The sequence below is a fragment of the Corallococcus sp. BB11-1 genome (genome assembly GCF_026626625.1).
Taxonomy (GTDB): domain Bacteria; phylum Myxococcota; class Myxococcia; order Myxococcales; family Myxococcaceae; genus Corallococcus; species Corallococcus soli.
Genome location: NZ_JAPNJY010000041.1, coordinates 48,414 through 72,353 on the forward strand (window position 1 = coordinate 48,414; position 23,940 = coordinate 72,353).

Below are 23,940 nucleotides of genomic sequence, written 5' to 3' on the forward strand. Positions count from 1 at the left end.
TGGATGAACCGTGGTTCCGGGCATTCCCCCCCTCGGCAGTGCGTTGGAAGGCAGGAGATGAGCATGGCGGACGGCAAGCTGAAGGCTCTTGTGGTGGATGACGACCCGCTCGTGCTCGAGCTGGTGGAGCGCTCCATCACCCGCTACGGCTTCGAGGTCACGACGACGCGCGCGGCGCTGGGCGTGGCGAACCTCATCCGGGTTCACCAGCCGGACATCGTGTTGTTGGACGTGAACATCCCGGCGTTGAGCGGCGACCGCATCCTGGGCGTGGTGCGCCAGTTCGCGGGGCCGGACACGCTGTTCATCCTGTACTCGTCCATGGACGAGTCGAAGCTGCGCGAGCTGATGCGGACGGCGGGCGCGGACGGCTACATCCCCAAGAGCGTCAGCGGCCCGGAGCTGGCCCTGAAGCTGTCGGGCCTTCACCGCAAGTGGATGGCGACCCGTCCCGTGGGCGCGGTCCAGTCCCAGAGCACCACCGCCCAGGTGTCGGTGACGTCCGGGTAGGTGTGGACGGTCTGGAAGCCGACCCGCTCATGCGCGCGCAGTGAGCGGGTGTTGTGCACGGAGACCTCGGTGATGACGCAGTCGAACCGGTCCCGGAGCTGTTCGTGGTGTTGTTGGTAGAGCGCGTCGAACAGGCCCATCCCCCGGTGGGCCTTGTCGATGCAGATCTGCCCCATCACGTAGAAGCGCTGTTCCTTCAGGGGGCGCCCCTGGAAGTCGAGCCCGTCGATGAGCGCGAACATCGGCTCCAGGACGGGGACGAGCGCTCTGCACTCGCGCGGCATGACCAGGGCATAGGCGACGACCTGGGAGCCCTGCAGGGCGATGATGCTGGGCGCCAGCGCATGCATGGCCTCCAGCGTGGGCAGGTCATGCGCCACGGTGACGAAGCCCTGCGAGTGCATCTCCTCCGGGGACAGGACCTGCTTGAGGTTCCTGCGTTGCAGGGTCAGGACCTGCTCAAGCTCCGAGCGGGACTGGACGGCCCTCACGCGGTAGGGACTGGACATGGCGCGGGAGCATAGGCCGTCCGTCTTCGGAGGCGAGCGTCAGCTATCTCGAAGGGGAGAACAGGCTCGCTGCTCATCATTCCCTCCATCGGGTGCCGTCACACGCTCGAACGACACGCCCAGGTTCCCGACCCCTTCGAGTGCGTTCTTGACCTCCTCCGAGACAATGAACGCCGTCTTGAACTTCTTCGGCCTCAAGACGTGCGCCCCTTCGGTCTTCGAGGGGGCAATGCGCAGGCCATAGATCCAACGGTACTCGCCTGCATCTTCGAGAAAGGGGTCCTCTTCAGCGTAGTGATGGACTTCCCGGCACCTCGCATCATCAATGCAATCAATCACTTTGTTTGCATTGACGACGAAGTACCGCTCGGACTCTCCCTCTACCGATACCGGAAACAGTTGGACATCATTAGAGGCAAGGGTTCTGAAGACGTTCGCGACCTCTTCGCTGACGACGGGAGCTTTCTCTATCACGGAGAATACAAACGTTCGCTTCTCGCCAGGATGTGAAACCTGGGCCTTCATATGGCCTGGATCCTCAAGCAGGCGTCCATCCGAGAACATCCAAGGTTCGTCAAGCGAATCACCGGACGCCAACGTTGGTGTCGAAATGAGCCATTGAGGCACGTCAGCCATGCCTACCCAATAAAATTGACGTTCCACCCCATGCCTCCTACTTCACGATAAGGCTGCGCAGCTCGGAGCCCGGCGTAAGAAGCTCGTTGGCGATTTTTGCAAGCTCACCCATCAAGCGTGCCCGACAGGTCTCTGTTGTTCTGCATCGACTGACAGCATCTTGCAGTCTGCCGACTACTTTGTCGTGGTACGGGCCAGGATGTGGACCCTCGTGTCCATTGAGCCGCACCTTGTTTGCAATGTCTTCAAGGGTCATCCCTGCCTTCTTGAAGATCCTCTCGCACAGCGGCGTCCAGGGACCGCCTGTCGCGGCCGAAACCAGGTTCTTGCTCGTGCAGATGTGGTGCACCGGGCCCTCCTCATCGCCTGGAACCTGCCCCTGCGAGTACATCGCGAGAGCCGCAACCGCACCCGGAGCGAGCGTGACGTTCAGCACCCCCGCGGCGGGCAGCGCGATGGACGTCACTCCGCCGTTCAGCGCCTCTCCGAGTTGGAAGCCCGCTTCGGCCTGTCCTCGAAGTGCAGCCTGCGAGAAGCCCGGCAGCTTGGGCCCCTGGGCCGCCATCGCTCTTTTTCCGCCCAATGCCGCCGTTATGAGGAGCACCAGGACGCGCGTGCCGTTCGTCCCCAACACCCGCCCGAACCGGTGCCCGATGTCCTGCAACGCGATGACGCTCGTGGCCCTCTGCGCGTCGTCCCACAGCCTCACGAAGCCGCGACCCATCTCCCAGACCGGTACGACACCCAGGTACGCCACCAGCGCTGCCGTCAGGGCCACCGCGAGGACCTTGGTGACCGGCTCGGGAATGGCCATCGTGAGAAGCACGGTCAGCGCCGCCGACGTCACCATGGCTTTCAGAGCAACCGGGTTCAGCAGCTTCCCGACCTCCGCCTCGACACTCCCCCACACGGTATCGAGCGCGAAGGACAGCGCCATGAGCGTCCGGTCCTTCCGCGAGAACGTCAGCCCCGGCCCGCCTACCAGGCTCAGGCAGTCATCGGGTTCGGGGCAGATGCGCGCGTAAAACGACTCGGGGGTTCCATCCGCCTCCGAATTCGCGATGCCCTTCGATGATGCAAGCAGCGTCCTGGACCGGACCTGGCCTCGTGGGTCCGCCGCATCCGCCTCGCGAAAGGTAACGTCCATGCGCATGTCCAGGATGAGTCCCGTGAGGGCCGACTTGAACTCGTCCTCGCTCACCTGGACCGGGTCAACATCCACGGGCTTGTGGATTGCCTGCCTGCCGTCTCCAGCATCGATATGGACGACGCGAGCGGTCGCACACCCTCCTGCCAACAGTAACAACGCGACAACTCCGACCAGACGCACTGAAACCCCAAAGCCGGCTCCCCCTGGGAATCAGGAGGCGCGGCATCCTGACTATCGGGCTCTCCACCTTCAAGGATTTCCGTAACCATTCACCGGCTGGCGCCTGCGTGAATGAAGCGACGCTTTGAACGGGGCGGGTCTCTTGTCGGAGTAGCCCGGTTCTGAGTTTGCCCCGGCTCCGTGGTCCCCCGCGCTTTGTGTGGAGCTTGGACTTGGAGGGGACACTCTAGAAACCGGGTCCATGAGGGCGCCCCGTCAGCGGCTGCTCGCCAGAACCTGTCCGACTGTCGGATAGGTTCGCGTCATGCGCCCCCAGCGGGGAGCATCATCCAGCTCCTCATTCTCCAAAGACCTTCTTGCAAAGAGTCCACACCAAGCGCGGGAGAGCCACGGAACTGGGGGCTGCGCACCAATCTCTCCGTTTCACTGTCTCATTCACGTTGACAGGCTCCGCGGGGCATAGGCGACGACCTCGGAGCCATGCGGGGCGATGATGCTGGGCGCCAGCGCATGCATGGCCTCCAGCGTGGGCAGGTCATGCGCCACGGTGACGAAGCCCTGCGAGTGCATCTCCTCCGGGGACAGGACCTGCTTGAGGTTCCTGCGTTGCAGGGTCAGGACCTGCTCAAGCTCCGAGCGGGACTGGACGGCCCTCACGCTGTAGGGACTGGACATGGCGCGGGAGCATAGGCCGTCCGTCTTCGGAGGCGTCATGCGCTGGGACGTCAGGCGCTCGCCTGCTTCCGGGGCTGCTCCGCCATGCCTCGCAGCCGCTCCCGCAGGCGGAAGCGGGCCTGGAAGAGCCAGGTGCCCACCGTGCCCTCCGGCGCTCCGAGCTGGCGGCCAATCTCCGCGTGATGCAGCCCCTGGGAGTGCAGCTCGAAGGTCCGGCGAAGGGGGTAGGGGAGCGTGGCGATGGCCTCCCGCAGGTCGGCTTCGGTGATGTGCTCCCATAGCCCTGGGGCTGGCGCGTCGGGTTCCGCGAGGAGCGCGTGGGCGTTGGCCAGGGTGATGGGAGGTGGGGCCGCGGGCTGCTGGCTGCGGCACTGGTCCATGAAGACGGTGTGCAGCACCCGCACCAGCCAGGCGCGCCGTTCAGGCTCCGACCACGACTGGAGCATGTCCCACTTCAGCAGGGCCCGGAGCAGCACGTCGTGGACGAGGCCCTCGCAATCGCTGGCATTCCGACCGCAAAGGTTTCGAGCGACGGCGAGCAGGGTGGGCTGATGACGGACGGCGAAGACGGCGTACTCCATGTCTGAACTGTCAATCTCCTCGGACATTGTGAAACCCCCATTCCGTGACGAACAGGAAACGTGATGGGTGTCATTTCATTTCGGAATCACGGGGCGTGAGGGGTTGGCGAACCGCCTTCGCTCGGAGGAAGGCACGCGCGGCCACGCGCTGCGCGCGGGGGACCCGTCAGGGCAGGGTGTAGTCGCGGGGAGCGGATCCTGGTTTATGGTCCAGGTCTTATGTGGATGCCACTACCCATGAAGTCGGTGCTGCTCGGCACCCTCCTCGCAGGAGCTGCGATGGCGGAGGGGCGGGAGCAGCTCGCCATCCGGACGCTCTTTCTCTCCGAGCATCCGGATGCCTCGCCCCAGCGGGTCTACGTGAGGGGGCAGGTGGTGACGGCCCTCCGCTTCGATGCGCGCGTGAAGCCTGTCCGCGCGCGGTTGGTGGGCGGCGACGGACGGTTCGAGCCGGTGGGCATCGTGGGGCGGACGGTCGTTCTGGAGCCCAGACGCGACCTGGATCCGGACGAAGCATTCTCCCTGCTGGTGACCCTGGCGGACGACAGGGAGGTCCCGTTCCTCCTCAGGCCTCCGGGACGGCAAGCACGAGGGAGCGCGGACCAGCAGCTCAACGTCTTCGAGGACCGTGGAAGCCAGGATGCCGTGGCCTCGGCGCTGGTGGATTCGGAGAAGGAGAACAAGGCCCTCCGTGCGGAGAACGAGCGCCTGCACAAGGAAGAGGTTTCAGAGGATCATGCGCTGGCGGCCTTGCTGACGGCGGGCGCCGTAGCTCAGACGCCTTTCGGGGTCGCGGCGCACTTTTCCGGCCAGGACGACGGTGCCTCGCTGGATGCCACCGTCTTTCGAGGCACCGGAAAGGCAGCCGTTGTATTCAAGGTGAAGAATCATCACCCCGTGCACTCCTGGAGCATGAAGTCCGTGCGGCTGGTGGGCACGTCGGATGCGCGGGACCGGGCCATCGCTGTTCGGTCTTCAGCGGCTGTGCTCGTACCGGGAACATCCGGAGTGATTGGACTTGTCGTGGACGGAAGCGCGTTCCTGGACAGCGGGACGTTGACCTCCTTGTCCCTGGAGCTGTACCGGCAGGATGGACGCTTGCAGGCCATCGTTCAGTTGGATCCAGCCTTGATCGCGAAGTAGGAACGACCGCATGGCTTCACACAAATACATGCTCGTGGGGTGGGCGGTCCTGGTGGGGGTCCCACTGGCGTGTGCCACGCCGCCACCGCGGAAACCGGGGGATGTCGGCCTCCATGCCGACGGCGTGCCGATGTTCGAGCCGTGTCCGGAGAAGGCCTTGGAGATCATGCGTTACCTCCAGCTTTTCGTGGGAGAGGCCGCATGGATCCAGCTTGACGCGAACCAGAGCAGTGCGCAGTCCATCACGCTCCATGACGGACCGATTGAGAGCGTGCTGGAGGAGGACATCGGGACGCTGGAGGCCCCGCTCCGTCTCTATGGACGCGTATGGACTGGCGGTGAGCAGCCGGTCATCCGCTATTACGAAGCCCAGTTCTTGAAGGGAAGAGACAGGATCCCCATCTGCGCGGTGGCAAGGCTCGGGTTCGGCCAATTGCGCAAGCGGCCAGAGTCCAAGCCGGGCACTGCAATCCTCAATTCACCGCGCGCCGGCTTCTACATCGTGGATGCGTTCCGGTAGGGCGCGAGCCTCCACAGGGATCCGTGGCCCCATCAGATTTCTGGGGGACACGTTGGCTGCCCCGCACGGCAAGGCTGCGGAATCCCTGCGATGTGCCGGCTGGTGCGCTCCTTGCTGTGCGTCGTGCGCGGTCACTCTTCGGATGAAGGAGCCACGATGCGCTGGATGCGAATGCTGGGATGCTGCCTGACGGTCATGACCCTGGCGGCCTGTGGGTCGGACGGCGCGGGCGGCAAGCAGGGACGACTGGCCCTGCGGGATGGGCAGTCACTGGACCTCGCGCAGGAGTGCGGCGTGGACCTGCCCCAGTGCCCCCAGGGACTCGGGTGCATCGCCATCAAGCTGGAAGGGAAGACCCAGGCGCGCTGCGTGAACGAAGCAACGCTCTGCACGGAGCTGGTCTCCTGTAGCGGCGGCACCGAGTGCGCCGTCCTGGCCTCGTATCCCGGTCAGGTCGTCTGCTCCGGCAAGTGCACGGGGTCGGACTGCGACAACTCCGTGTCCAACCAGCCGTGACGTCGCGTAAACCGCCAGCGCTGGATTCAGCCCGAGGTGGGGATGAGGTGATGGTCAACGACATAGGTCCAGATCTCCGTCGCGATCTGCTGGGCGGAGACTCCGATGTCGACATCGTAGTCCGGTGGGGCGGGTCTATCGCTCAGCGCTCGGCCATTTCGCCGCTCTTGCTGGATGTACTCCGCAGTGGCGGCCGTCCCTCTCAAGACACGGAAGAGATGCCCCGTGGGAACAGCCTCGATGAACCGGCGTGGAGGCTCTGCTGCTGCTATGGGACTCTGCAAATGGATGACGGGCGGATGGACCTTCCATCCAGGAAGAGCCCCCATGTGCACTTCGGACTGCAACTCCAGGCGGGTCGTGGCGCGCCCGACGTCTGCTTGTAGTGCGAAGAGTGGGAATCGCTTGCGGTTGATGGTTGCCCAGTCGCGTCGAGTCAGGTTGGGCAGGGCGGAGACCGTGAGCCGGGTTTGGGAGCTTTCCAGACGTCGGTTCAAGGAATTGGCGATGTGTACCAGGGCCCCGTGCAGAACTTCGACACCGAGCCACCACTGGACGAGTTCAGGTGGATCGGGGACTTGAACGGTGCTCAACCTGCTCGCGAGGTACTCGATCGCGGGCTCCTGTACCTCGGTGATTTCGCGACTGGCTCGCTCATACTCCTCGAAGCTCTGCTCCACGCGGTCCAGTGTCAGCTCCACCATCGCGGTGAGGTCCCCTGAGTGGGAGGCATCCAGGGCCGCGTAATACCGTGCACGGTCCTCGACGAGCAGAACCATGGCGGGATAGTGCTCTCGCATCAGGAGCAGGTTTGCGAGCAGTCTCCCGGTCCGACCGTTTCCATCCACGAACGGGTGGATCGTCTCGAACCAGGTGTGCGCGATGGCGGAGACGACGACGGGATGCTCCGACTTCTCGCCAGCCAGCCACGCTCCGAACGTGTGCATCTGTTCGGGCACGCGGAAGGCTTCTGGGGGCACATGCTGGGTGCCACCAATCCGCACGTTGATGCGCCGATAGACGCCCGCGTCCTCCGGCTCGATGCCCCGCAGCACGATGCCGTGCATCTCGCGCACGTCCCGTTCGCCCAACACCGTGTCCTTCCGCGCCAGGGACTCGATGAAATCGAGTGCGTGCGCGAGGTTCACCGCCTCGAAGTGGTCCTTGAGGGACTTGCCCGCGATGGTGATGCCATCCTCCAGCACCGCGCGCGTTTCGGGCAGGGTCAGCCGGTTCCCCTCAATCGCGTTCGAGTTGTACGTGTGATGAATCCGGAACCAATGCCGGAGGCTCTGCACCGCAGCAGGTGGCATCACGGCGCTGCGCAGCTGGCGCATCCGCTCGGTTGCCTGCTCCAGCCGGGGCCCCAGCCCCTCGCTCCATCGGTACGGATGCACGCCGACCACCTCCTCCTCCCACTGTAATCGCTCCCTGACCGGAGGCCCCCGGCTTGTCCGCTCGCCGCTGGGACGTTTCACCTCGCAAGGCGCGCTCGGGGCGGTTCGTGCACCTTGCAATCCGGGTATGCGTCGCCCTCCCGCAACCCCCTGGAATGTCTGGAGCAGTCCGCGCTCCGTGAGGGCACGCCGGATGCTCAAGGGATGGGGCGGTGCTCATCATGCCCCTCTCCAAGCTCGTCTCCCTGTTGCCCCACCTCCTCCTGTCCCAGTCGGAGCCCTCCATCCTGTCGCGCCTCCAGGTGGAGGGCGGCGTGGACGCCTATTACGGCTACGACTTCAACCGCCCCGCCAGCGCCACCAGCTTCCTGCCAGGCACGGGCACCACGGCCCGGCGGCACAATGAAGTCACCGTCAACCTGGCCTCGCTCGGTGTGAGCCTGGCGCCGGAGCCCGTGGGCGCGCGCGTGCTGCTGGGCTTCGGCACCGGCATGGACGTCCTCCACCGCGCCGAACCCGCAGGCGATGCCACCGGCCCCGACGTCTGGCGCTACGTGCAGCAGGCCTCGCTGTCCTTCGTCGAAGGCCCCCTCACCCTGGAGGCCGGCATCTTCCCCAGCCACATCGGCCTGGAGTCGTTCCAATCCCAGCTCAACTGGACCTATACGCGCTCGTGGATGGGCGAGTTTTCGCCCTACTATCAGACCGGCCTCAAGGGCACCTGGCGCTTCGATGACCACTGGAGCGCCCAGCTCCACCTGCTCAATGGCTGGCAGACCATCGGTGACAACAACTCCGGCAAGGCGCTGGGCACCCAGGTCGCCTACGCCTGCGACCGGTGGTCCGCCGCCGTCAACACCTTCGTCGGCAACGAAGGCACCGGCACCGAGGAGGCCCTGCGCCTCTTCATCGACACCGTCCTCACCCTGAAGCTCACCGATGTCGTGAGCGTCGCCGCCACCGCGGACGCCGGCAGGCAGGCCCGCCCCGGTGCTGACGCCGCCCTCTGGTACGCGGCTGGCGCCAACGTGCGGGTGCGGCTTGCACGGGCCGTGGCCGTGACGGCCCGCGCGGAGGTTTACCGCGACCGGGACGGTCTCCTGAGCGGCACCGCGCAGACCCTCACCGAGGGCACGCTCACGCTCGAAATGAAGCCCACGGAGCGATTCACCCTCAAGGCCGAGGCCCGCCACGACCGGTCGACCCGGAAGGTCTTCGAGGGCCCGGCCCCCGATGCGGACGGCCTTCCGCGACAGCGCCCCCATCAAACCCTGCTCGTCGTCGGAGCCGTCGCCTGTTTCTGATCTTCCGCACGGAGCACCTGTCGCGGGTGCCCGTCGGTTTCTTCGCGCTCGCGTGGGCCCCAGCCCACGGCCGCGAGCGCCTGTGAGGCACATCCCGTCATGACCTTCGAATACGTCGCCGGGACCGCGCTCGCGGTCCTGCTGTCCGTCTACCTCGTCTACGCCCTGCTCCGGCCGGAGCGCTTCTGATGACCTCCACCGGCTGGCTGCAAACGCTGCTGTTCTTCGTCCTCGTCCTTGCGCTGACGAAGCCCGTGGGCGTCTACCTCTTCCGCGTCTTCGAGGCCGGCACCCAACCCCTCCCCCGAATCCTGGGTCCCATCGAGCGCTCCCTGCTGCGCCTGTGCGGCGTGCGCCGTGAACAGGAGCAGACGTGGGGCCAGTACACCGTCGCCCTGCTCGCCTTCAGCCTGCTGGGCGTCGTCATCCTCTACGCGCTCCAGCGGCTCCAGCACCTGCTCCCGCTCAATCCCCGGGGCCTGCCGGCCGTGGGACCGGCGCTCGCCTTCAACACCGCCGCCAGCTTCGTCTCCAACACCAACTGGCAGTCCTACGCCGGTGAGTCCACCCTGAGCTACGCCACGCAGATGGTGGGCCTGACGTGGCAGAACTTCGTCTCCGCCGCCTCCGGGCTTGGCGTCGCGCTGGCCCTGGCGCGCGGCCTCACCCGTCGTCCGGGGCCGGAGGGCCGCAAGACGCTGGGCCACTTCCAGGTCGACCTGGTGCGCGGCACGCTCTACGTGCTCCTGCCCCTGAGCTTCGTCGCGGCCCTGTTCTTCGCCTCGCAGGGCGTGCTCCAGAACCTCGCGCCGTACCGCGAGCTCACCACCGTGGAGGGCGTGAAGCAGACGCTCGCCTTCGGGCCCGTGGCCTCGCAGGAGGCCATCAAGATGCTGGGCACCAACGGCGGTGGCTTCTTCAACGCCAACAGCGCCCACCCCTTTGAAAACCCCACGCCCCTCACCAACCTGGTGCAACTGCTGCTCGTCTTCCTCCTGCCCGCGGGCCTCACGCACACCTACGGGAAGATGACCGGCGACACGAAGCAGGGCTGGGTCCTCTTCGCGGCCATGTCCGTCCTCTTCTTCGTGGGCGCGGGCGCCAGCTACGCCGCCGAATCCCAGTCGAACCCCGCCCTCGCCGCCGCCCAGGTGCTCCAGCACGGGAACCTGGAGGGCAAGGAGGCGCGCTTCGGCGTCGCGGCCTCCTCGCTGTTCGCCACCGTCACCACCGACGCGTCGTGCGGCGCGGTCAATGCCATGCACGACAGCTTCACCGCGCTCGGGGGCCTGGTGCCGCTCGTCAACATGCAGCTGGGTGAGGTCATCTTCGGGGGCGTGGGCGCCGGCCTGTACGGCATCCTCGTCATGGCGGTGCTCGCCGTGTTCATCGCCGGCCTGATGGTGGGCCGCACGCCGGAGTTCCTCGGCAAGAAGATTGAAGCGCGCGAGATGAAGCTCGCGATGCTCTACGTGCTCGTCTTCCCCCTGGTCATCCTGTGCATGTCCGCCGTGGGCGTGGTGCTCCCGCAGGGCACGTCCTCGCTCAACAACGCCGGGCCGCACGGCCTGTCCGAAGTCCTCTATGCGTTCACCAGCGGCGTCGCCAACAACGGCAGCGCCTTCGCCGGCCTCAACGCCAACACGCCCTTCTGGAACCTCGGCCTGGGCGTGTCGATGCTCGCGGGCCGCTTCCTGATGATGGTGCCGGTGATGGCGCTGGCCGGCTCGCTCCTGAACAAGAAGGTCGTGGCCCCCGGACCCGGCACCTTCCCCACGGAGGGCGTCCTCTTCACCGGCCTGCTCGTGAGCGTCGTCCTCGTCGTGGGCGCGCTGACGTTCTTCCCCGCGCTGTCACTCGGCCCCATCGTCGAGCACTTCCTCGGCGCGGCCGGAAAGGTGTACTGACCATGGCCCCCGCTTCCAGGCAGGCGTCGCTGTTGGACCCGGCGCTGCTCAAGCCCGCCGTGTGGGAGAGCTTCAAGAAGCTCCACCCGCGCGCCGTCGCTCGCAACCCGGTGATGTTCGTGGTGTGGGCCGGCAGCCTCCTCACCACCGTGTTCGTCTTCAAGGACCTGGTGTCACCGCGCGGCGACGGCGCCCCCCCGTGGTTCACCGTGTCGGTGATGCTGTGGCTGTGGTTCACCGTCCTCTTCGCCAACTTCGCCGAAGCCGTGGCGGAGGGGCGGGGCAAGGCCCAGGCGAGCGCCCTGCGCCGCATGCGCCAGGACACCCAGGCCCGGCGCCTGGATGGCGACGACACGGAGGCGCGCGTCACCGCGACGGCCCTGCGCAAGGGCGACCGCGTGGTGTGCGAAGCGGGCGACGTCATCCCCGGCGACGGCGAGGTGGTGGAGGGCATCGCCAGCGTGGACGAGTCCGCCGTCACCGGCGAGTCCGCCCCCGTCATCCGCGAGTCCGGCGGTGACCGCTCCGCCGTGACGGGCGGCACCAAGGTGCTGTCCGACCGCATCGTCGTCCGCATCAGCGTGGACCCCGGCGAGTCGTTCCTCGACCGGATGATTGGACTGGTGGAGGGCGCGGCGCGGCAGAAGACGCCCAATGAAATCGCCCTGCACATCCTGCTGGTGGGCCTCACGCTGGTGTTCCTGCTGGCGTGCGTGACGCTGGTGCCGCTGGCGCTCTACTCCGGCGTGCCGCTGTCCGGCACCGCCGTGGTGGCGCTGCTGGTGTGCCTCATCCCCACGACCATCGGCGGGCTCCTGAGCGCCATTGGCATCGCGGGCATGGACCGACTGCTGCGCAAGAACGTGCTCGCGCTCAGTGGGCGCGCGGTGGAGGCGGCGGGGGACGTGGACACGCTGCTGCTCGACAAGACGGGCACCATCACCCTGGGCAACCGCATGGCCACGGAGCTGCTGCCCCTGCCGGGCGTGCGCGTGGAGGAGCTGGCGGAGGCCGCGCAGCTCGCGAGCCTGGCGGACGAAACCCCCGAGGGCCGCTCCGTCGTCACGCTGGTGAAGGACACCTACAAGCTGCGTCCGCGCGAGCTGCGCGCGCACCAGGCCACCTTCGTGCCCTTCACCGCGCAGACGCGCATGAGCGGCTGTGACCTGGTGGATCCGCACCCGCGCGGCATCCGCAAGGGCGCGGTGGAGGCCATCGTGCGCCACGCGCAGGAGCAGGGCGGCGCCGTGCCGGAGGAGCTGGCGCAGGCGGCGGGACGCATCGGTGACGCGGGCGGCACGCCGCTGGCGGTGTCCGATGGTGCCCGGGTGCTGGGCCTCATCCACCTGAAGGACGTGGTGAAGGGCGGCATCCGGGAGCGCTTCGACCGCTTCCGCGCCATGGGCATCCGCACGGTGATGATCACCGGCGACAACCCGCGCACCGCCGCCGCCATCGCCCGGGAGGCCGGCGTGGACGACTTCCTGGCGGAGGCGACCCCGGAGGCGAAGCTCGCGCTCATCCGCGCCGAGCAGGCCAAGGGCAAGCTCGTGGCGATGACGGGCGACGGCACCAACGACGCGCCCGCGCTCGCGCAGGCGGACGTGGGCGTGGCCATGAACACCGGCACCCAGGCCGCCAAGGAGGCCGGCAACATGGTGGACCTGGACTCCAACCCCACCAAGCTCCTGGAGGTGGTGGAGGTGGGCAAGCAGCTCCTGATGACGCGCGGCACGCTGACGACGTTCTCCATCGCGAACGACGTGGCCAAGTACTTCGCCATCCTGCCGGCGCTGTTCATGGGCGTCTTCCCCCAGATGGCCCCGCTCAACGTGATGGGCCTCACGTCCCCGTTCAGCGCCATCCTGTCCGCCGTCATCTTCAACGCGCTCATCATCGTGGCGCTCATCCCGCTGGCGCTGAAGGGCGTGCGCTACCGCCCCCTGGGCGCGGCGGCCCTCTTGCGGCGCAGCCTGCTCCTGTACGGGGTGGGCGGCGTCATCGTCCCGTTCATCGGCATCAAGGTCATCGACGTGCTGCTCACCACCGTGGGCCTGGCCTGACCTGAAAGGAATTGGCTCACCATGTTCTCAATCCTCCTCGTCGCCCTGCGCGCCAGCGTCGTCACGCTGGTCCTCACGGGCGTGCTGTATCCGCTGGTCGTCACCGGCGCGGCGCAGGTGCTGTTTCCCAGGGAAGCCAACGGGTCGCTCGTGAAGGACGAGCAGGGCCGCGAGGTGGGCAGCGCGCTCATCGGGCAGGGCTTCACGCGGCCGGACTACTTCCAGCCCCGTCCCTCCGCTGCCGGTACGGGCTACGACGCGACGGCGTCCGGTGGTAGCAACCTGGGCCCCACCTCCCGGAAGCTCCGCGACCGCGCGGTGGCGGACGCCGACCGGCTGCGCCGCGAGAACCCCGAAGCTCCCGGCCCCGTGCCCGGGGAGCTGGTGACGGTGTCCGCGTCCGGGTTGGATCCGCACGTGTCGCCGGAGTCCGCGCTGTGGCAGGTTCCCCGGGTGGCCCGGGCGCGCGGGGTGGACCCGGCGCGCGTGCGCACGCTGGTGGCCTCTCAGGTGGAGGACAGGGCGCTCGGTGTGCTGGGCGAACCCCGGGTGAACGTGCTCACGTTGAACCTCGCGATGGACCGACAGTTCGGTGGACCCACGCGGACCCTCGCGAGTCCTTGAGGAAGGCCCTGGCATGACGACGCGGCGCCCGCGCGCGGAAGACTTCCTGGAGCTGGTGGAGCGCGGTCGGCGGGGCCGGCTGAAGCTCTACATCGGCTTCGCGGCCGGCGTGGGCAAGACGTTCCGCATGCTGGAGGAGGCGCACGCGCTCAAGGCGCGCGGTGTGGACGTGGTGCTGGGCTTCGTCGAGACGCATGGCCGCCCGGAGACGGAGGCGCTGGTGGCGGGGCTGGAAGTGGTTCCCCGCCAGCGCATCACCTACCGCGACGTCCCGGTGGAGGAGCTGGATCTGGACGCCCTGCTCGCGCGCCGGCCGCAGGTGGCCATCGTGGACGAGCTGGCCCACACGAACCTGCCCGTGTGCCGCCACCGCAAGCGCTACCAGGACGTGCGGGAGCTGCTGGCCGCGGGCATCAACGTCATTGGCGCCTTCAACGTGCAGCACCTGGAGAGCCTCAACGACCTGGTGGAGCGCAACACCGGCGTCACCGTGCGCGAGACGCTGCCCGACAGCTTCCTCAAGAACGCCGACCAGGTGGTGAACCTGGACCTCGCGGTGGAGGACCTGCACGAGCGGCTCAAGGCGGGAAAAATCTATGCGCCCGACAAGGTGCCGCACGCGCTGGAGCGCTTCTTCACCGGCGACAACCTCTCCACCCTGCGCGAGCTGGCGCTGCGCGAGGTGGCGGAGAGCCTGGACCGCGCCACCACGGGCAGGCAGGCCCGCGCGTCGGGCGAGGACCCCTCCCAGAAGGGGGCCGGAGGCGCCTGGGGCCGAGTGCTGGTGGCCCTGTCCAGCCATCCCCCTCGCGCGGCGACGCTCCTGCGTCGGGGTTCGCGCATGGCGGGCCGCCTCAACACGGACTGGTTCGTGGTGTACGTGGAGACGCCGGGCGAGGCGCCACACCTCATCGACGCGGAGGCCCAGCGCCACCTGCTGACGAACATCGAGAAGGCGAAGGAGCTGGGCGCGGAGGTGGTGCGCCTGCGCGCGAAGGACCCCGTGGCGGCGCTGCTGGACTTCGGCCGCTCGCACGGCGTGGGGCACATCATCATCGGCCGCTCGCATCAGGCGAAGTGGCGGCAGCGGCTGGGCCTCACCGCGGACGCGCGGCTGCTGCGCGAAGGCGACGGCTTCGACATCCACGTCGTGTCCTTCGAACCCCCCGAGGAGAAGCGCCCATGACGCTGCGCTCCCGCTTGCTGCTGGCCCAGGCGCCGCTGGTGCTCGCGCTCCTGCTGCTGGGCGCGCTGGCCGTCATCACCCTGGCGCGCGTGGGCCGCTCCGGCCAGCGGGTGCTGGAGGACAACTACCGCAGCGTGCTCGCCACCCAGCGCATCACCGAACACCTGGAGCGCATGGACAGCGCGGCGCTGTTCATCGTCGCGGGCGAGCGCGAACGGGGCGCCGCCCAGCAGGCCGCGCAGCGCCCCACGCTGGAGTCCGAGCTGGCCATCCAGCAGGGCAACGTCACCGAGCCCGGAGAAGCGGACGCGACGCGGCGGCTGCACGCCGCGTGGAGGGCATATCAGGCGGCGTTCGACGCGTTCCTCCAGGAGCGTGAGCCGGAGGCGTCCCGCGCGCGCTACTTCGCGTCCCTGTCGCCGGCCTTCCAGGAGGCGAAGGCGGCCGCGTCCGCCATCCTGGCGTTGAACCAGGACGCGATGGTGCGCAAGAGCGAGCAGCTCCGCCAGCAGAGCGAGCAGGTGAACACGCTGATGGCGCTGTCGGTGCTGGCGGCGCTGGGCTTCGGCCTGTTCTTCACCACGTCGCTGGTGCAGCGCGCGCTGCGGCCGGTGTCGGTGCTGTCGCAGGCGGTGCGCCGGCTGGGGCAGGGGGATGGGGAGGCCCGGGCGGTGGTGGAGGGGCGGGATGAGATCGCGCAGCTCGCGCGGGACTTCAACACCATGGCGGAGCGGCTGGGGCAGTACCGCCGCAGCAGCCTGGGCGAGCTGCTCCAGGCGCAGGCCGTGTCGCAGGCGGCCATCGACAGCCTGCCGGATCCGGTGCTGGTGCTGGGCGCGGACGGAGGGCTGCTCAACGTGAACGCCGCGGCGGAGGCGGTGCTGCGCCTGCGCCTGGACGCGGGCGGGGACGCGCTGGGCCGCGTGGAGCCGGAGGTGCGCGCGGTGCTGGAGCGCGTGCGCGCGCACGTCGTTGGCGGACGCGGTGCGTACCAGCCCCGGGGCTACGAGGAGGCGGTGCGCGTGGAGGCCTCGCCCGAGGGGGGACGGTGGCTCCTGCCGCGAGGCAGTCCGGTGCACGGCGAGACGGGAGACGTGGTGGGCGCCACGCTCATCCTCCAGGACGTGACGCGGCTGCGGAGGTTCGACGAGCTGAAGAACGACCTGGTGGCCACGGTGGCGCACGAGTTCCGCACGCCGCTGACGTCGCTGCGCATGGCCATCCACCTGGTGGCCGAGGGCGTCGTGGGACAGGTGACGGAGAAGCAGGCGGACCTGCTCTTCGCGGCGCGCGAGGACTGCGAGCGCTTGCAGGGCATCGTGGACGACCTGCTGGACCTGTCGCGCATCCAGTCCGGCCAGCTCCAACTGGACCCGCGCGACGTGCGCACGGAGGCGCTGCTGGAGCAGGCGCTGGACTCCCAGCGCGCGGTGGCGGAAGACCGGGGCGTGAGGCTGTCCAGGTCCCTGGCCCACGACGTGGAGACGGTGCGGGTGGATCCGGAGCGCTTGCAGTTGGTGCTGGGCAACCTCGTGGGCAATGGCGTGAAGCACACGCCGCGCGACGGCGAGGTGACGGTGCGCGTGCTGCGCGACGGTGCCCGGGTGCGCTTCGAGGTGCGCGACACCGGCGAGGGCATCCCCGCCCAGGAGCAGGCGCGCATCTTCGAGAAGTTCTACCGCGCGCCGGGAGCCCCCTCGGGCGGCGCGGGGCTGGGCCTGTCCATCGCGCGCGACATCGTCCAGGCGCACGGCGGTGAGCTGGGCGTGGTGAGCACCCCCGGCCAGGGCAGCACCTTCTGGTTCACGCTGCCGCAGCCCGCCGTGGAGACCTGAGCGTCACGGCGCGGCGGGCGCACCCAGCTGGCGCATCGCCTCGCGGCGCACGTCGGAGGCGGAGCGGATGATTTCGGAGTGGGTGAGGCCGAACGCGTCCGCCCCCACCTTGCGCAGTCGCGGGAACACCTCGCGCTCCTCCTCCGCCATGTGGTGCGCCACCACCGCCTCCAACTGGCGCACCGTGGCCTCCCGGCGGCGCGTCTCCCGGCGAGCGTGCAGCAGCTCCGAGATGAGCTGGCCCATCTCCCCGTGCTCCTCCACCGCGAAGTCGATGCGCGGCCCCTCGACGACGCTTCGGGCGACCGGGTACACCCAGCGCTCCTCGATGGTGCTGTGCAGCGTGAGCGCTTCGGCCAGGCGCACGCACAGCTCCGGCTTCTCGTCGTCCGGGGCGCCACGGTAGGCCTCGAAGAGGGCCTCGGTGTCCCGGTGCTGCTGGATGAGCACGTCGATGATGTCCATGAGGCAACCCCCGCGTGGACGACCGGAGTGGCGGTCCCTCCGCAGGGTCTTCACGCGTGCGCACGGGGGCAATCCGCGCGGAAGTGCCATGTCCTCGGACGCCCCGGGCCCGGGGTCCGTGTCTTCATGCACTGGCGCACACGCCACTGCCCTACGCGTCGGGCTTCACGTCCGATTCGTACTTCTTGCGCTTGCGCCACAGCGTGGACGCGTCGATGCCGAGCAGCCGCGCCGCCTCATCCAGCGTCGGCGTGGAGGCCATCACCCGCAGGATGTGTTCGCGCTCCACGTCCTCCAGCGTGTGCGGCCCGCCCAGGCTCACGCCGGGGCCCACCGCGGACGCGATGCGCTCCGGGAACGCCTGTGGTTCCACCACGCCCGCGGGCCCCACGATGAGCGCCCGCTCCAGGGCGTTGCGCAGCTCGCGCACGTTGCCCGGCCACGGGTAGGCGCGCAGCAGGGCCTCCGTGGCGGGGGACAGCTCCGGTGCCGGCCGCTGCGCGGCGCGCGCGAAGAAGGCGACGAAGCGGCGGGCCAGCGGGACCAGGTCCTCCGGCCGCTCGCGCAGGGCGGGCAGCTTCACCTCCAAGACGTTCAACCGGTACATCAGGTCCTCGCGGAAGCGCCCCTCCGCCACGTCCTTCTCCAGGTCGCGGTGCGTGGCCGCCACCACGCGCACGTCCGCCTTGCGCGTGCGGGCCTCGCCCAGCCGCTCGAACTGCTTCTCCTGGAGGAAGCGCAAGAGCTGCGCCTGGAGCGCGGGGCTCATCTCCGCCACCTCGTCCAGGAAGAGCGTGCCCCCTTCGGCCAGCTCCACGCGGCCGGGCTGGTCCTTCACCGCGCCGGTGAAGGCGCCCCGCGCGTGGCCGAACAGCTCGCTGGCCAGCAGTTGTTCGGACAGGGTGGGGCAGTTGATGGTGACGAAGGGCCGCTTGCGCCGGGCGCTCATCGAATGCAGCGCCCGGGCGAGCACGCCCTTGCCGGTGCCGCTCTCCCCGCGCAGCAGCACCGCCGCGTCGGACGTCGCCGCGCGGGTGATGAACCCGATGGCCGCGTGCATCGCCGGGGAGGCCGTCTCCAGCGTGGCCTCCGGTACGGCCTGCGCCAGCTGCCCCTCCAGGTCCCCCAGGTGCGAGGACAGCTCCCGCTGCGCCTTCGCGCGCTCCAGCACGTGGCGGATCTGCGCGGGGGTGAAGGGCTTGGGCAGGTAGTCGCGCGCGCCGCGCTTCACGGCCTCCACCGCGGTGTCGAACGTCGCGTAGGCGGTGATGAGCACGACGTCCAGCGCGGGCGACTCCGCGAGCAGGCGGGGCAGCAGCTCCAGCCCGGAGGCGTTGCCCAGGCGCAGGTCCACGAAGGCCAGGTCCGCCGGCCCCTGGGCGAGCGCCGCGAGCGCGGCCTCGGGCGTGGCGGCTTCGCGCACCTCGCAGCCCAGGCCCTCCAGGCACACCCTCAGGGTGTGGCGGATGTTTCGCTCATCGTCCACCACGAGCACCCGCATGGGGCGCTCCAACGCCTCGGTTCCGGCACGGACTTCCATGGGGCCAGTCTAAGAGCCGGGTGCCGGGCCCGCATGTCGCTTGCGGGGTGCAACGCCGGGCCGGCTGGTGTCTGCTGCGGGACGGCCGTGCGGACTGGCACGCGCCATGGATGGAATGGAGCCCATGCGCAACGACGGGACGCCGCCCGACGAAGGGGGCGAGGACAACATCTTCGCGAAGGAGCTGGCACCCGCGCCGGACCGGTGGGTGCGCCGGGGGACGTGGATCAGCATCGTCCTGCTGGTGCTGGTGGGCGTCTTCATGTGGTTGCAGGGCGGCGAGGACCGCGCGCTCAACGCCATGTCCCCCTCGCAGCGACAGGCCCTGTTCCGGGAGACGCGCGACGAATTCGAGGAGCTGTGCCTGCCGGACGGCGGCGGTTCGCGCTACCCCCGCAAGTGTGCACAACTGGCGGAGTTCCTCACCCACTTCTCCGAGTGCGACTCCGCCTGCCTGGGCCAGGTCCAGCCCTTCCGCAAGCCGCCCCGGCCCTGAAGCCCGCGCCCGGCCCTGGCGGGGCGCTCCTGTCCCACCCTGGAGCCGCCGACCCACGGTTCCTCCAGCACCCGGGAGGCCCTTCCCAGAGGGAAGGAATGATCGCGCCAGGGTGTGGTACAAGCGCCTACGCCTGACGTGGAACGTCCTGCGAGGCAGGTCCCACCTGACAGGGCGAAGTGTCCCGCATGACCCTGCGGGGCAGTCCCGACCCGTTTACAAGATATTTCAAGGGTCACGGGCTTGAGTCGGGGGGAGAGGTGTTGTCTATCCTACGTGCCTCGACGGGGCCTCAACCGTCGGCGGGGCCCGGCCGGGCCGCGGAAGGATGAGCGACAATGAGCTGGCGCAGCAGGCCCCGCGGGGATGCACCCCCGCGCTTCATCGGGATGTCTGACGTGGGCCCGCGAGGGGGTGTGTGATGGCGTTGAGGCTCAAGCAGAAGATGATGGTGCTGCCGGTGGTGGCGTCGGTGTTCCTGGTGGCCATCGTGGCGGTGACGGTGGGGCTGGGCTCGCGCACGCGGGCGGCCTCGGATCGCATCGGCTTCAGTCTGGCCCCGTCCGTCAGCCAGGCGCAGACGGCGCGCGCGGGCTTCGCGTCGCTGCACCAGGACGTGGGCGACGCGGTGGCGCTGCACGCGGTGCAGCAGCAGACGCTGGATGCCCAGGTGATGGAGCTCACCGTGGGCCTCAAGACCCTGCGCGGCATGAAGGACGTGGACGTCCCGCGGGTGGAGGCCCTGCAGGAGGCCTTCACGCGCTACTGGCAGGAGGCGTCGAAGGTGGTGGCGCTGGCGGCCCAGAACAGCCCGGGCGCGGAGGGCGCGCTGGCGAAGCTGGAGCCGGCGTTCAAGACCGTGCACGACGGGCTGGAGGCGGTGACGGCGCAGCAGGAGGCCGCGCAGCGCGAGACCTTCACTGAGATGGAGTCGCTGCACGGCAAGACGCTGACGTGGGTGCTGCTGCTGGCGGTGGCCTGCATCGCGGCGCTCGCGGCGCTCACGGTGTGGCTGCTGCGCGAGGTGACCATCCCCCTGGCGCGCCTGACGGAGACGGCGACGCGCATCGCGCGGGACGGTGACCTGACGCAGCCCATCGACACCTCCGCCCAGGACGAGGTGGGCGAGCTGGCGCGCAGCATCGAGACGCTGATGAAGCGGCTGCGCTCGGTGCCGGGCACGCTGCACTCGGTGGTGACGGAGCTGACGGCGGCGGCGGCGCGGCTGAACACGGCCAGCCACGAGCAGCTCAACTTCCTGACCAACCAGTCGCGCAGCCTCACGGAGGCCAGCTCCACCATCGCGGAGATCGCCCAGACGTCCGGCATGGCGGCCAGCCGCGCGGAGATGGTGCTGAAGGTCGCGGCGCAGGCGGACGCGTTCAGCGCTTCAGGGCAGGTGTCCATCGAGCGCAGCGCGGAGGGCCTCCAGCAGATCCGCCAGCGGGTGGGCGCGCTGGTGGGCAGCATCGGGCACCTGTCCGAGCAGGCGGTGCACGCGGGAGAGATCATTGGCAGCGTGAAGGACCTTGCGGACCAGTCCAACGTGCTGGCGCTGAACGCGGCCATCGAGGCGGCGCGCGCCGGTGAAGAGGGCCGGGGCTTCGCGGTGGTGGCCAAGGAGATGCGGGCGCTCAGCGGTCAGTCGCTCCAGAGCACGCAGCGCATCGGGAAGATCCTCCTGGAGATCAACCAGGCCATCCGCCAGACGGTGGGCATCGCGGAGGGTGACACCCAGAAGATGGAGGAGGGCATCGAACAGGTGCTCGCCTCGGCGACGACGCTCAAGGACATCACCCAGGTGGTGCAGGAGAGCAGCCAGGCCGCGCGGCAGATCGTCGCCTCGGTGACCCAGCAGAACGCGGGCATCACGCAGATGACGGAAGTGGTGACGCAGCTGTCGGAGATGATGAGCGACGTGGTGATGGCCACCAGCAACGCCGAAGAGGCGGTGGGGCAGATCAACACGTCCCTGGGCAAGCTCCAGGAGCTGTCCACCTCGTTCCGCGTCTAGCGCTCCCGGAAGCGACGCCGCGGGGCCCACGGGCCGTCCTGGATTCACCAGGGCGGCCCGTTGTTCGTCCGGGGCGGGCTACTCGCCCTGCATCAGGCCCGTGATGCGGCCGTCCGGATGGATGGTGACGCGCCGGGCGGCGGGCTCCCGGGGCAGGCCCGGCATGGTGAGCAGCTCGCCGGTGAGCGCCACCAGGAAGCCCGCGCCCGCGGACAGGCGCACCTCGCGCACCGTCAGCGTGAAGCCCTGGGGGCGGCCCGTCTTCGTCGGGTCGTCCGACAGCGACAGGTGCGTCTTCGCCATGCACACCGGGAGCCCCGCGCCGCCCAGGGCGCGCGCCGTCTCCAGGTCCTTGCGCGCCCCGGACGTGAAGGCCACGTCGTCCGCGCCGTACACCGTGCGCGCGATGGCGCGGATCTTCTCCTCCGGGGACTGGTCCAGCTCGTAGAGGAAGCGTGGCTTCGGCGGCGCCGCGTCCGTGGCGTCCAGCATGGCCAGCACCGTGTCCGCCAGCTCCAGGGAGCCCTCGCCGCCCTTCGTGAAGCCGTCACACACCGCGATGCCCACGCCCCGCGCCTTCGCGAACGCGCGCAGCTCGTCCAGCTCCGCCTGCGTGTCCTGGGGGAAGCGGTTCACGCACAGCACCGCCGGCAGGCCGAACGCGGCCACGGATTCCAGGTGCTTCTCCAGGTGGTTGAAGCCGCGCAGCAGCGCTTCCCGGTCCGGCTCCGCCACCTGCGCCGGGCTCGCGCCGCCGTGGTGCTTGAGCGCCCGCAGCGTCACCACCAGCATCACGCCCCGGGGCCACACGCCCGCGCCGCGGCACTTGATGTCCAGGAACTTCTCCGCGCCCAGGTCGAAGCCGAAGCCCGCCTCCGTCACCACCTCGTCCGCGTACGCGAGCGCCATCCGCGTGCCCACCACGGACGAACAGCCGTGAGCGATGTTGCCGAAGGGCCCCGCGTGCACGAGGGCCGGCCCGCCCTCGCGCGTCTGGGCCAGGTTCGGCATCAGCGCGTCCTTGAGCAGCGCCACCATGGACGCCGCCGCGTTCACGTCGCTCGCGCGCACGGGCGTGCCGTCCGGCGCCTGCCCCACCACGATGCGCCCCAGCCGCGCCTCCAGGTCCTTCAGGTTCTCCGACAGCGCGAGGATGGCCATCACCTCGCTGGCGGCGGTGATGTCGAAGGACGTCTCCCGTGGCACGCCGTGCGCCTTGCCGCCCAGCCCCACGATGACGTTGCGCAGGAACCGGTCGTTCATGTCCATGGCGCGGCGCCAGCGCACCTTCGTGCCCTCCAGCACCACCGGGTGGCCGTAGTACACGGCGTTGTCCACCAGCGCGGACAGCAGGTTGTGCGCGCTGGTGATGGCGTGCAGGTCGCCGGTGAAGTGCAGGTTGATGTCCGCCGCGGGCTCCAGGCTGGCCACGCCGCCGCCGGTGCCGCCGCCCTTCACGCCGAAGACGGGCCCCAGGGACGGCTCGCGCAGCGCCGCCACCGCCTTGCGTCCGCGCTTGCGCAGGCCCATGGCCAGCGCCACGGACATGGTCGTCTTGCCCTCGCCAGGGGGCGTGGGGTTGATGGCCGACACCAGCACCATGCGGCCCTGGCGCGAGCGGCGGCCCAGGGCGTCCAGCGACACCTTGGCGCGGTCGCGCCCCCAGGGGAGGACGTCTTCCGGCGCGAGGCCCAGCTCGGCGCCGACTTCGGCAATGGGACGGAGCGTCATGGCGCGGGACTCTCCGCGTCCCGCCAGGCGAGGTCAACGCTCGCGACACGGGGGGCAGGCAGGCACCCGCGCACGGACGTTTCCTCGTGGGGCGGCCGGGTGGGAGGATGAAGGCACGAAGACGGTTTCCGGGAGCGCGATGGAATAGGCGGCCGGGTGTTCCGTCAGGGAGAACATCATGAATCGTATCCTCGGCATCGCATCGGTGGGGTTGGCTTCGGTGGCGCTCGGCGTGGCCCTGTGGGGGCCCGGTCGTTCGGAGGCTCCGGCGGCGACGGACGCCGCGCCCCGCGTGCAGGACTCGTCCGCGGACGTCCGGGCGCTCCAGACGCGCGTGAAGGCGCTGGAGGAGACGGTGCAGCTCCTGTCGCGCCGGATGATGGCCTTCGAGCAGCAGCCCGGCACGACGACGGGTGGTGCGGGTCCCGCGCCCGCGGGCCTGGCGGCAGAGGTGGCGAAGCTGCGCGAGGAGGTGCGCGGCGTGATGGTGGGCGAGGCGCTGAACTCCGAGAGCGGGAAGCAGTCGCTGAAGGAGATCATGCGCACGGTGCAGGACGAGCAGCGCACCGAGCAGCGCCAGCAGTGGCAGCAGCAGGTGGACCAGATGCGGTCGCAGGCGGAGGCCGAGCGCGGCGCGCGCGTCAAGACGTTCATCACCGACGCGCGGCTCAGCTACAGCCAGGAGCAGGAGCTGACGAAGCAGCTCCAGGCGGAGGACGCGAAGCGCCAGGCGCTGATGTCCGGCGGCAATGGTCAGCCCCGGCAGGACGTCCGCCGGCAGCTGCGCGAGCTGCGCACGCAGACCGACCAGGAGATGCAGAAGGTGCTCAGCGCGGATCAGCTGACGAAGTACCAGGAGATGCGCCGTGAGGAGTCCAGCCCGCGCGGTGGTGGTGCCCGGGGCGGCCCCGCCGCCGGCGGTGGCTGGGAAGCGCGCGGCGGCGCCACGCAGTAGCGG

Annotated in this window: 23 protein-coding genes; 14 read left to right on the forward strand and 9 right to left on the reverse strand. The window is 69.3% G+C overall.

Going from position 1 to position 23,940, the window contains the following annotated elements:
* Positions 1-63 precede the first annotated feature (63 nt).
* Entirely contained in the window at positions 64-510 is a 447-nt protein-coding gene (locus OV207_RS35175; RefSeq protein ID WP_193349975.1) for a response regulator, read from the forward strand.
* Here the strand turns inward: OV207_RS35175 and OV207_RS35180 are convergent.
* The 5 genes from OV207_RS35180 to OV207_RS35200 form a co-directional block, all read right to left on the reverse strand.
* On the reverse strand, positions 426-1,019 hold the full coding sequence (locus tag OV207_RS35180) for a GNAT family N-acetyltransferase (RefSeq protein WP_267559493.1): 594 nt from the start codon (positions 1,017-1,019) through the stop codon (positions 426-428). The two genes, OV207_RS35175 and OV207_RS35180, sit on opposite strands and share 85 nt — an antisense overlap.
* Before the next feature lie 39 nt (positions 1,020-1,058).
* Positions 1,059-1,655, reverse strand: a complete 597-nt coding sequence (locus OV207_RS35185) for an imm11 family protein (protein ID WP_267559494.1) — start codon at positions 1,653-1,655, stop codon at positions 1,059-1,061.
* A gap of 37 nt (positions 1,656-1,692) precedes the next feature.
* Positions 1,693-2,985, reverse strand: a complete 1,293-nt coding sequence (locus OV207_RS35190) for an AHH domain-containing protein (RefSeq protein ID WP_267559495.1) — start codon at positions 2,983-2,985, stop codon at positions 1,693-1,695.
* Between the two features lie 435 nt (positions 2,986-3,420).
* On the reverse strand, positions 3,421-3,660 hold the full coding sequence (locus tag OV207_RS35195; RefSeq protein ID WP_267559496.1) for a hypothetical protein: 240 nt from the start codon (positions 3,658-3,660) through the stop codon (positions 3,421-3,423).
* 50 nt (positions 3,661-3,710) lie between these two features.
* Entirely contained in the window at positions 3,711-4,241 is a 531-nt protein-coding gene (locus OV207_RS35200; RefSeq protein WP_267559497.1) for an RNA polymerase sigma factor, read from the reverse strand.
* Positions 4,242-4,478: 237 nt separating this feature from the next.
* On the opposite strand from OV207_RS35200, the gene OV207_RS35205 reads away from it, so the two are divergent.
* The 3 genes from OV207_RS35205 to OV207_RS35215 all read left to right on the forward strand — a co-directional run bounded on the left by OV207_RS35205 (position 4,479) and on the right by OV207_RS35215 (position 6,420).
* A complete protein-coding gene (locus OV207_RS35205; protein ID WP_267559498.1) occupies positions 4,479-5,384 on the forward strand; it encodes a DUF2381 family protein in 906 nt (301 codons plus the stop codon).
* A gap of 10 nt (positions 5,385-5,394) precedes the next feature.
* On the forward strand, positions 5,395-5,904 hold the full coding sequence (locus OV207_RS35210) for a hypothetical protein (protein ID WP_267559499.1): 510 nt from the start codon (positions 5,395-5,397) through the stop codon (positions 5,902-5,904).
* A 156-nt stretch (positions 5,905-6,060) separates the two neighbouring features.
* On the forward strand, positions 6,061-6,420 hold the full coding sequence (locus OV207_RS35215; RefSeq protein ID WP_267559500.1) for a hypothetical protein: 360 nt from the start codon (positions 6,061-6,063) through the stop codon (positions 6,418-6,420).
* Positions 6,421-6,446: 26 nt separating this feature from the next.
* On the opposite strand, the gene OV207_RS35220 is transcribed toward OV207_RS35215, so the two are convergent.
* Positions 6,447-7,817, reverse strand: coding sequence for a Fic family protein (locus tag OV207_RS35220; protein WP_267559501.1), 1,371 nt, complete (start codon positions 7,815-7,817; stop codon positions 6,447-6,449).
* Positions 7,818-8,038: 221 nt separating this feature from the next.
* Between OV207_RS35220 and OV207_RS35225 the strand changes: the two genes are divergently transcribed.
* The 7 genes from OV207_RS35225 (at position 8,039) to OV207_RS35255 (ending at position 16,736) form a co-directional block, all read left to right on the forward strand.
* A complete protein-coding gene (locus tag OV207_RS35225) occupies positions 8,039-9,121 on the forward strand; it encodes a porin (RefSeq protein WP_267559502.1) in 1,083 nt (360 codons plus the stop codon).
* Positions 9,122-9,220: 99 nt separating this feature from the next.
* On the forward strand, positions 9,221-9,310 hold the full coding sequence (gene kdpF, locus OV207_RS35230) for a K(+)-transporting ATPase subunit F (RefSeq protein ID WP_120615194.1): 90 nt from the start codon (positions 9,221-9,223) through the stop codon (positions 9,308-9,310).
* Positions 9,310-11,028, forward strand: coding sequence for a potassium-transporting ATPase subunit KdpA (gene kdpA, locus OV207_RS35235; RefSeq protein ID WP_267559503.1), 1,719 nt, complete (start codon positions 9,310-9,312; stop codon positions 11,026-11,028). Before kdpF ends, kdpA begins: the two co-directional genes overlap by 1 nt.
* A 2-nt stretch (positions 11,029-11,030) precedes the next feature.
* A complete protein-coding gene (gene kdpB / locus OV207_RS35240; protein WP_267559504.1) occupies positions 11,031-13,091 on the forward strand; it encodes a potassium-transporting ATPase subunit KdpB in 2,061 nt (686 codons plus the stop codon).
* A gap of 21 nt (positions 13,092-13,112) precedes the next feature.
* On the forward strand, positions 13,113-13,715 hold the full coding sequence (kdpC, locus tag OV207_RS35245) for a potassium-transporting ATPase subunit KdpC (RefSeq protein WP_267559505.1): 603 nt from the start codon (positions 13,113-13,115) through the stop codon (positions 13,713-13,715).
* Positions 13,716-13,728: 13 nt separating this feature from the next.
* Positions 13,729-14,901 carry a sensor protein KdpD gene (locus OV207_RS35250; RefSeq protein ID WP_267559506.1) on the forward strand — a complete coding sequence of 391 codons (1,173 nt, stop codon included), beginning with the start codon at positions 13,729-13,731 and terminating at the stop codon, positions 14,899-14,901.
* Positions 14,898-16,736 carry a sensor histidine kinase gene (locus tag OV207_RS35255; protein WP_267559507.1) on the forward strand — a complete coding sequence of 613 codons (1,839 nt, stop codon included), beginning with the start codon at positions 14,898-14,900 and terminating at the stop codon, positions 16,734-16,736. Before OV207_RS35250 ends, OV207_RS35255 begins: the two co-directional genes overlap by 4 nt.
* Positions 16,737-16,739: 3 nt before the next feature.
* On the opposite strand, the gene OV207_RS35260 is transcribed toward OV207_RS35255, so the two are convergent.
* Complete coding sequence (locus OV207_RS35260) at positions 16,740-17,201, reverse strand: hemerythrin domain-containing protein (protein WP_193349957.1); 462 nt, start codon at positions 17,199-17,201, stop codon at positions 16,740-16,742.
* Between the two features lie 151 nt (positions 17,202-17,352).
* Positions 17,353-18,702 (reverse strand): sigma-54-dependent transcriptional regulator, encoded by a 1,350-nt coding sequence (locus tag OV207_RS35265; protein WP_267559584.1) that lies wholly within the window; start codon positions 18,700-18,702, stop codon positions 17,353-17,355.
* Positions 18,703-18,865: 163 nt separating this feature from the next.
* On the opposite strand from OV207_RS35265, the gene OV207_RS35270 reads away from it, so the two are divergent.
* Together OV207_RS35270 and OV207_RS35275 are read left to right on the forward strand one after the other, a co-directional pair.
* Complete coding sequence (locus OV207_RS35270) at positions 18,866-19,237, forward strand: hypothetical protein (RefSeq protein WP_227027445.1); 372 nt, start codon at positions 18,866-18,868, stop codon at positions 19,235-19,237.
* Positions 19,238-19,658: 421 nt separating this feature from the next.
* On the forward strand, positions 19,659-21,251 hold the full coding sequence (locus OV207_RS35275; protein ID WP_193349955.1) for a methyl-accepting chemotaxis protein: 1,593 nt from the start codon (positions 19,659-19,661) through the stop codon (positions 21,249-21,251).
* 78 nt (positions 21,252-21,329) lie between these two features.
* Here OV207_RS35275 and OV207_RS35280 read toward each other — a convergent pair whose 3' ends face one another.
* On the reverse strand, positions 21,330-22,982 hold the full coding sequence (locus OV207_RS35280) for a formate--tetrahydrofolate ligase (RefSeq protein WP_267559508.1): 1,653 nt from the start codon (positions 22,980-22,982) through the stop codon (positions 21,330-21,332).
* A 178-nt stretch (positions 22,983-23,160) separates the two neighbouring features.
* On the opposite strand from OV207_RS35280, the gene OV207_RS35285 reads away from it, so the two are divergent.
* Positions 23,161-23,937 carry a hypothetical protein gene (locus OV207_RS35285; RefSeq protein WP_267559509.1) on the forward strand — a complete coding sequence of 259 codons (777 nt, stop codon included), beginning with the start codon at positions 23,161-23,163 and terminating at the stop codon, positions 23,935-23,937.
* Positions 23,938-23,940: the final 3 nt, after the last annotated feature.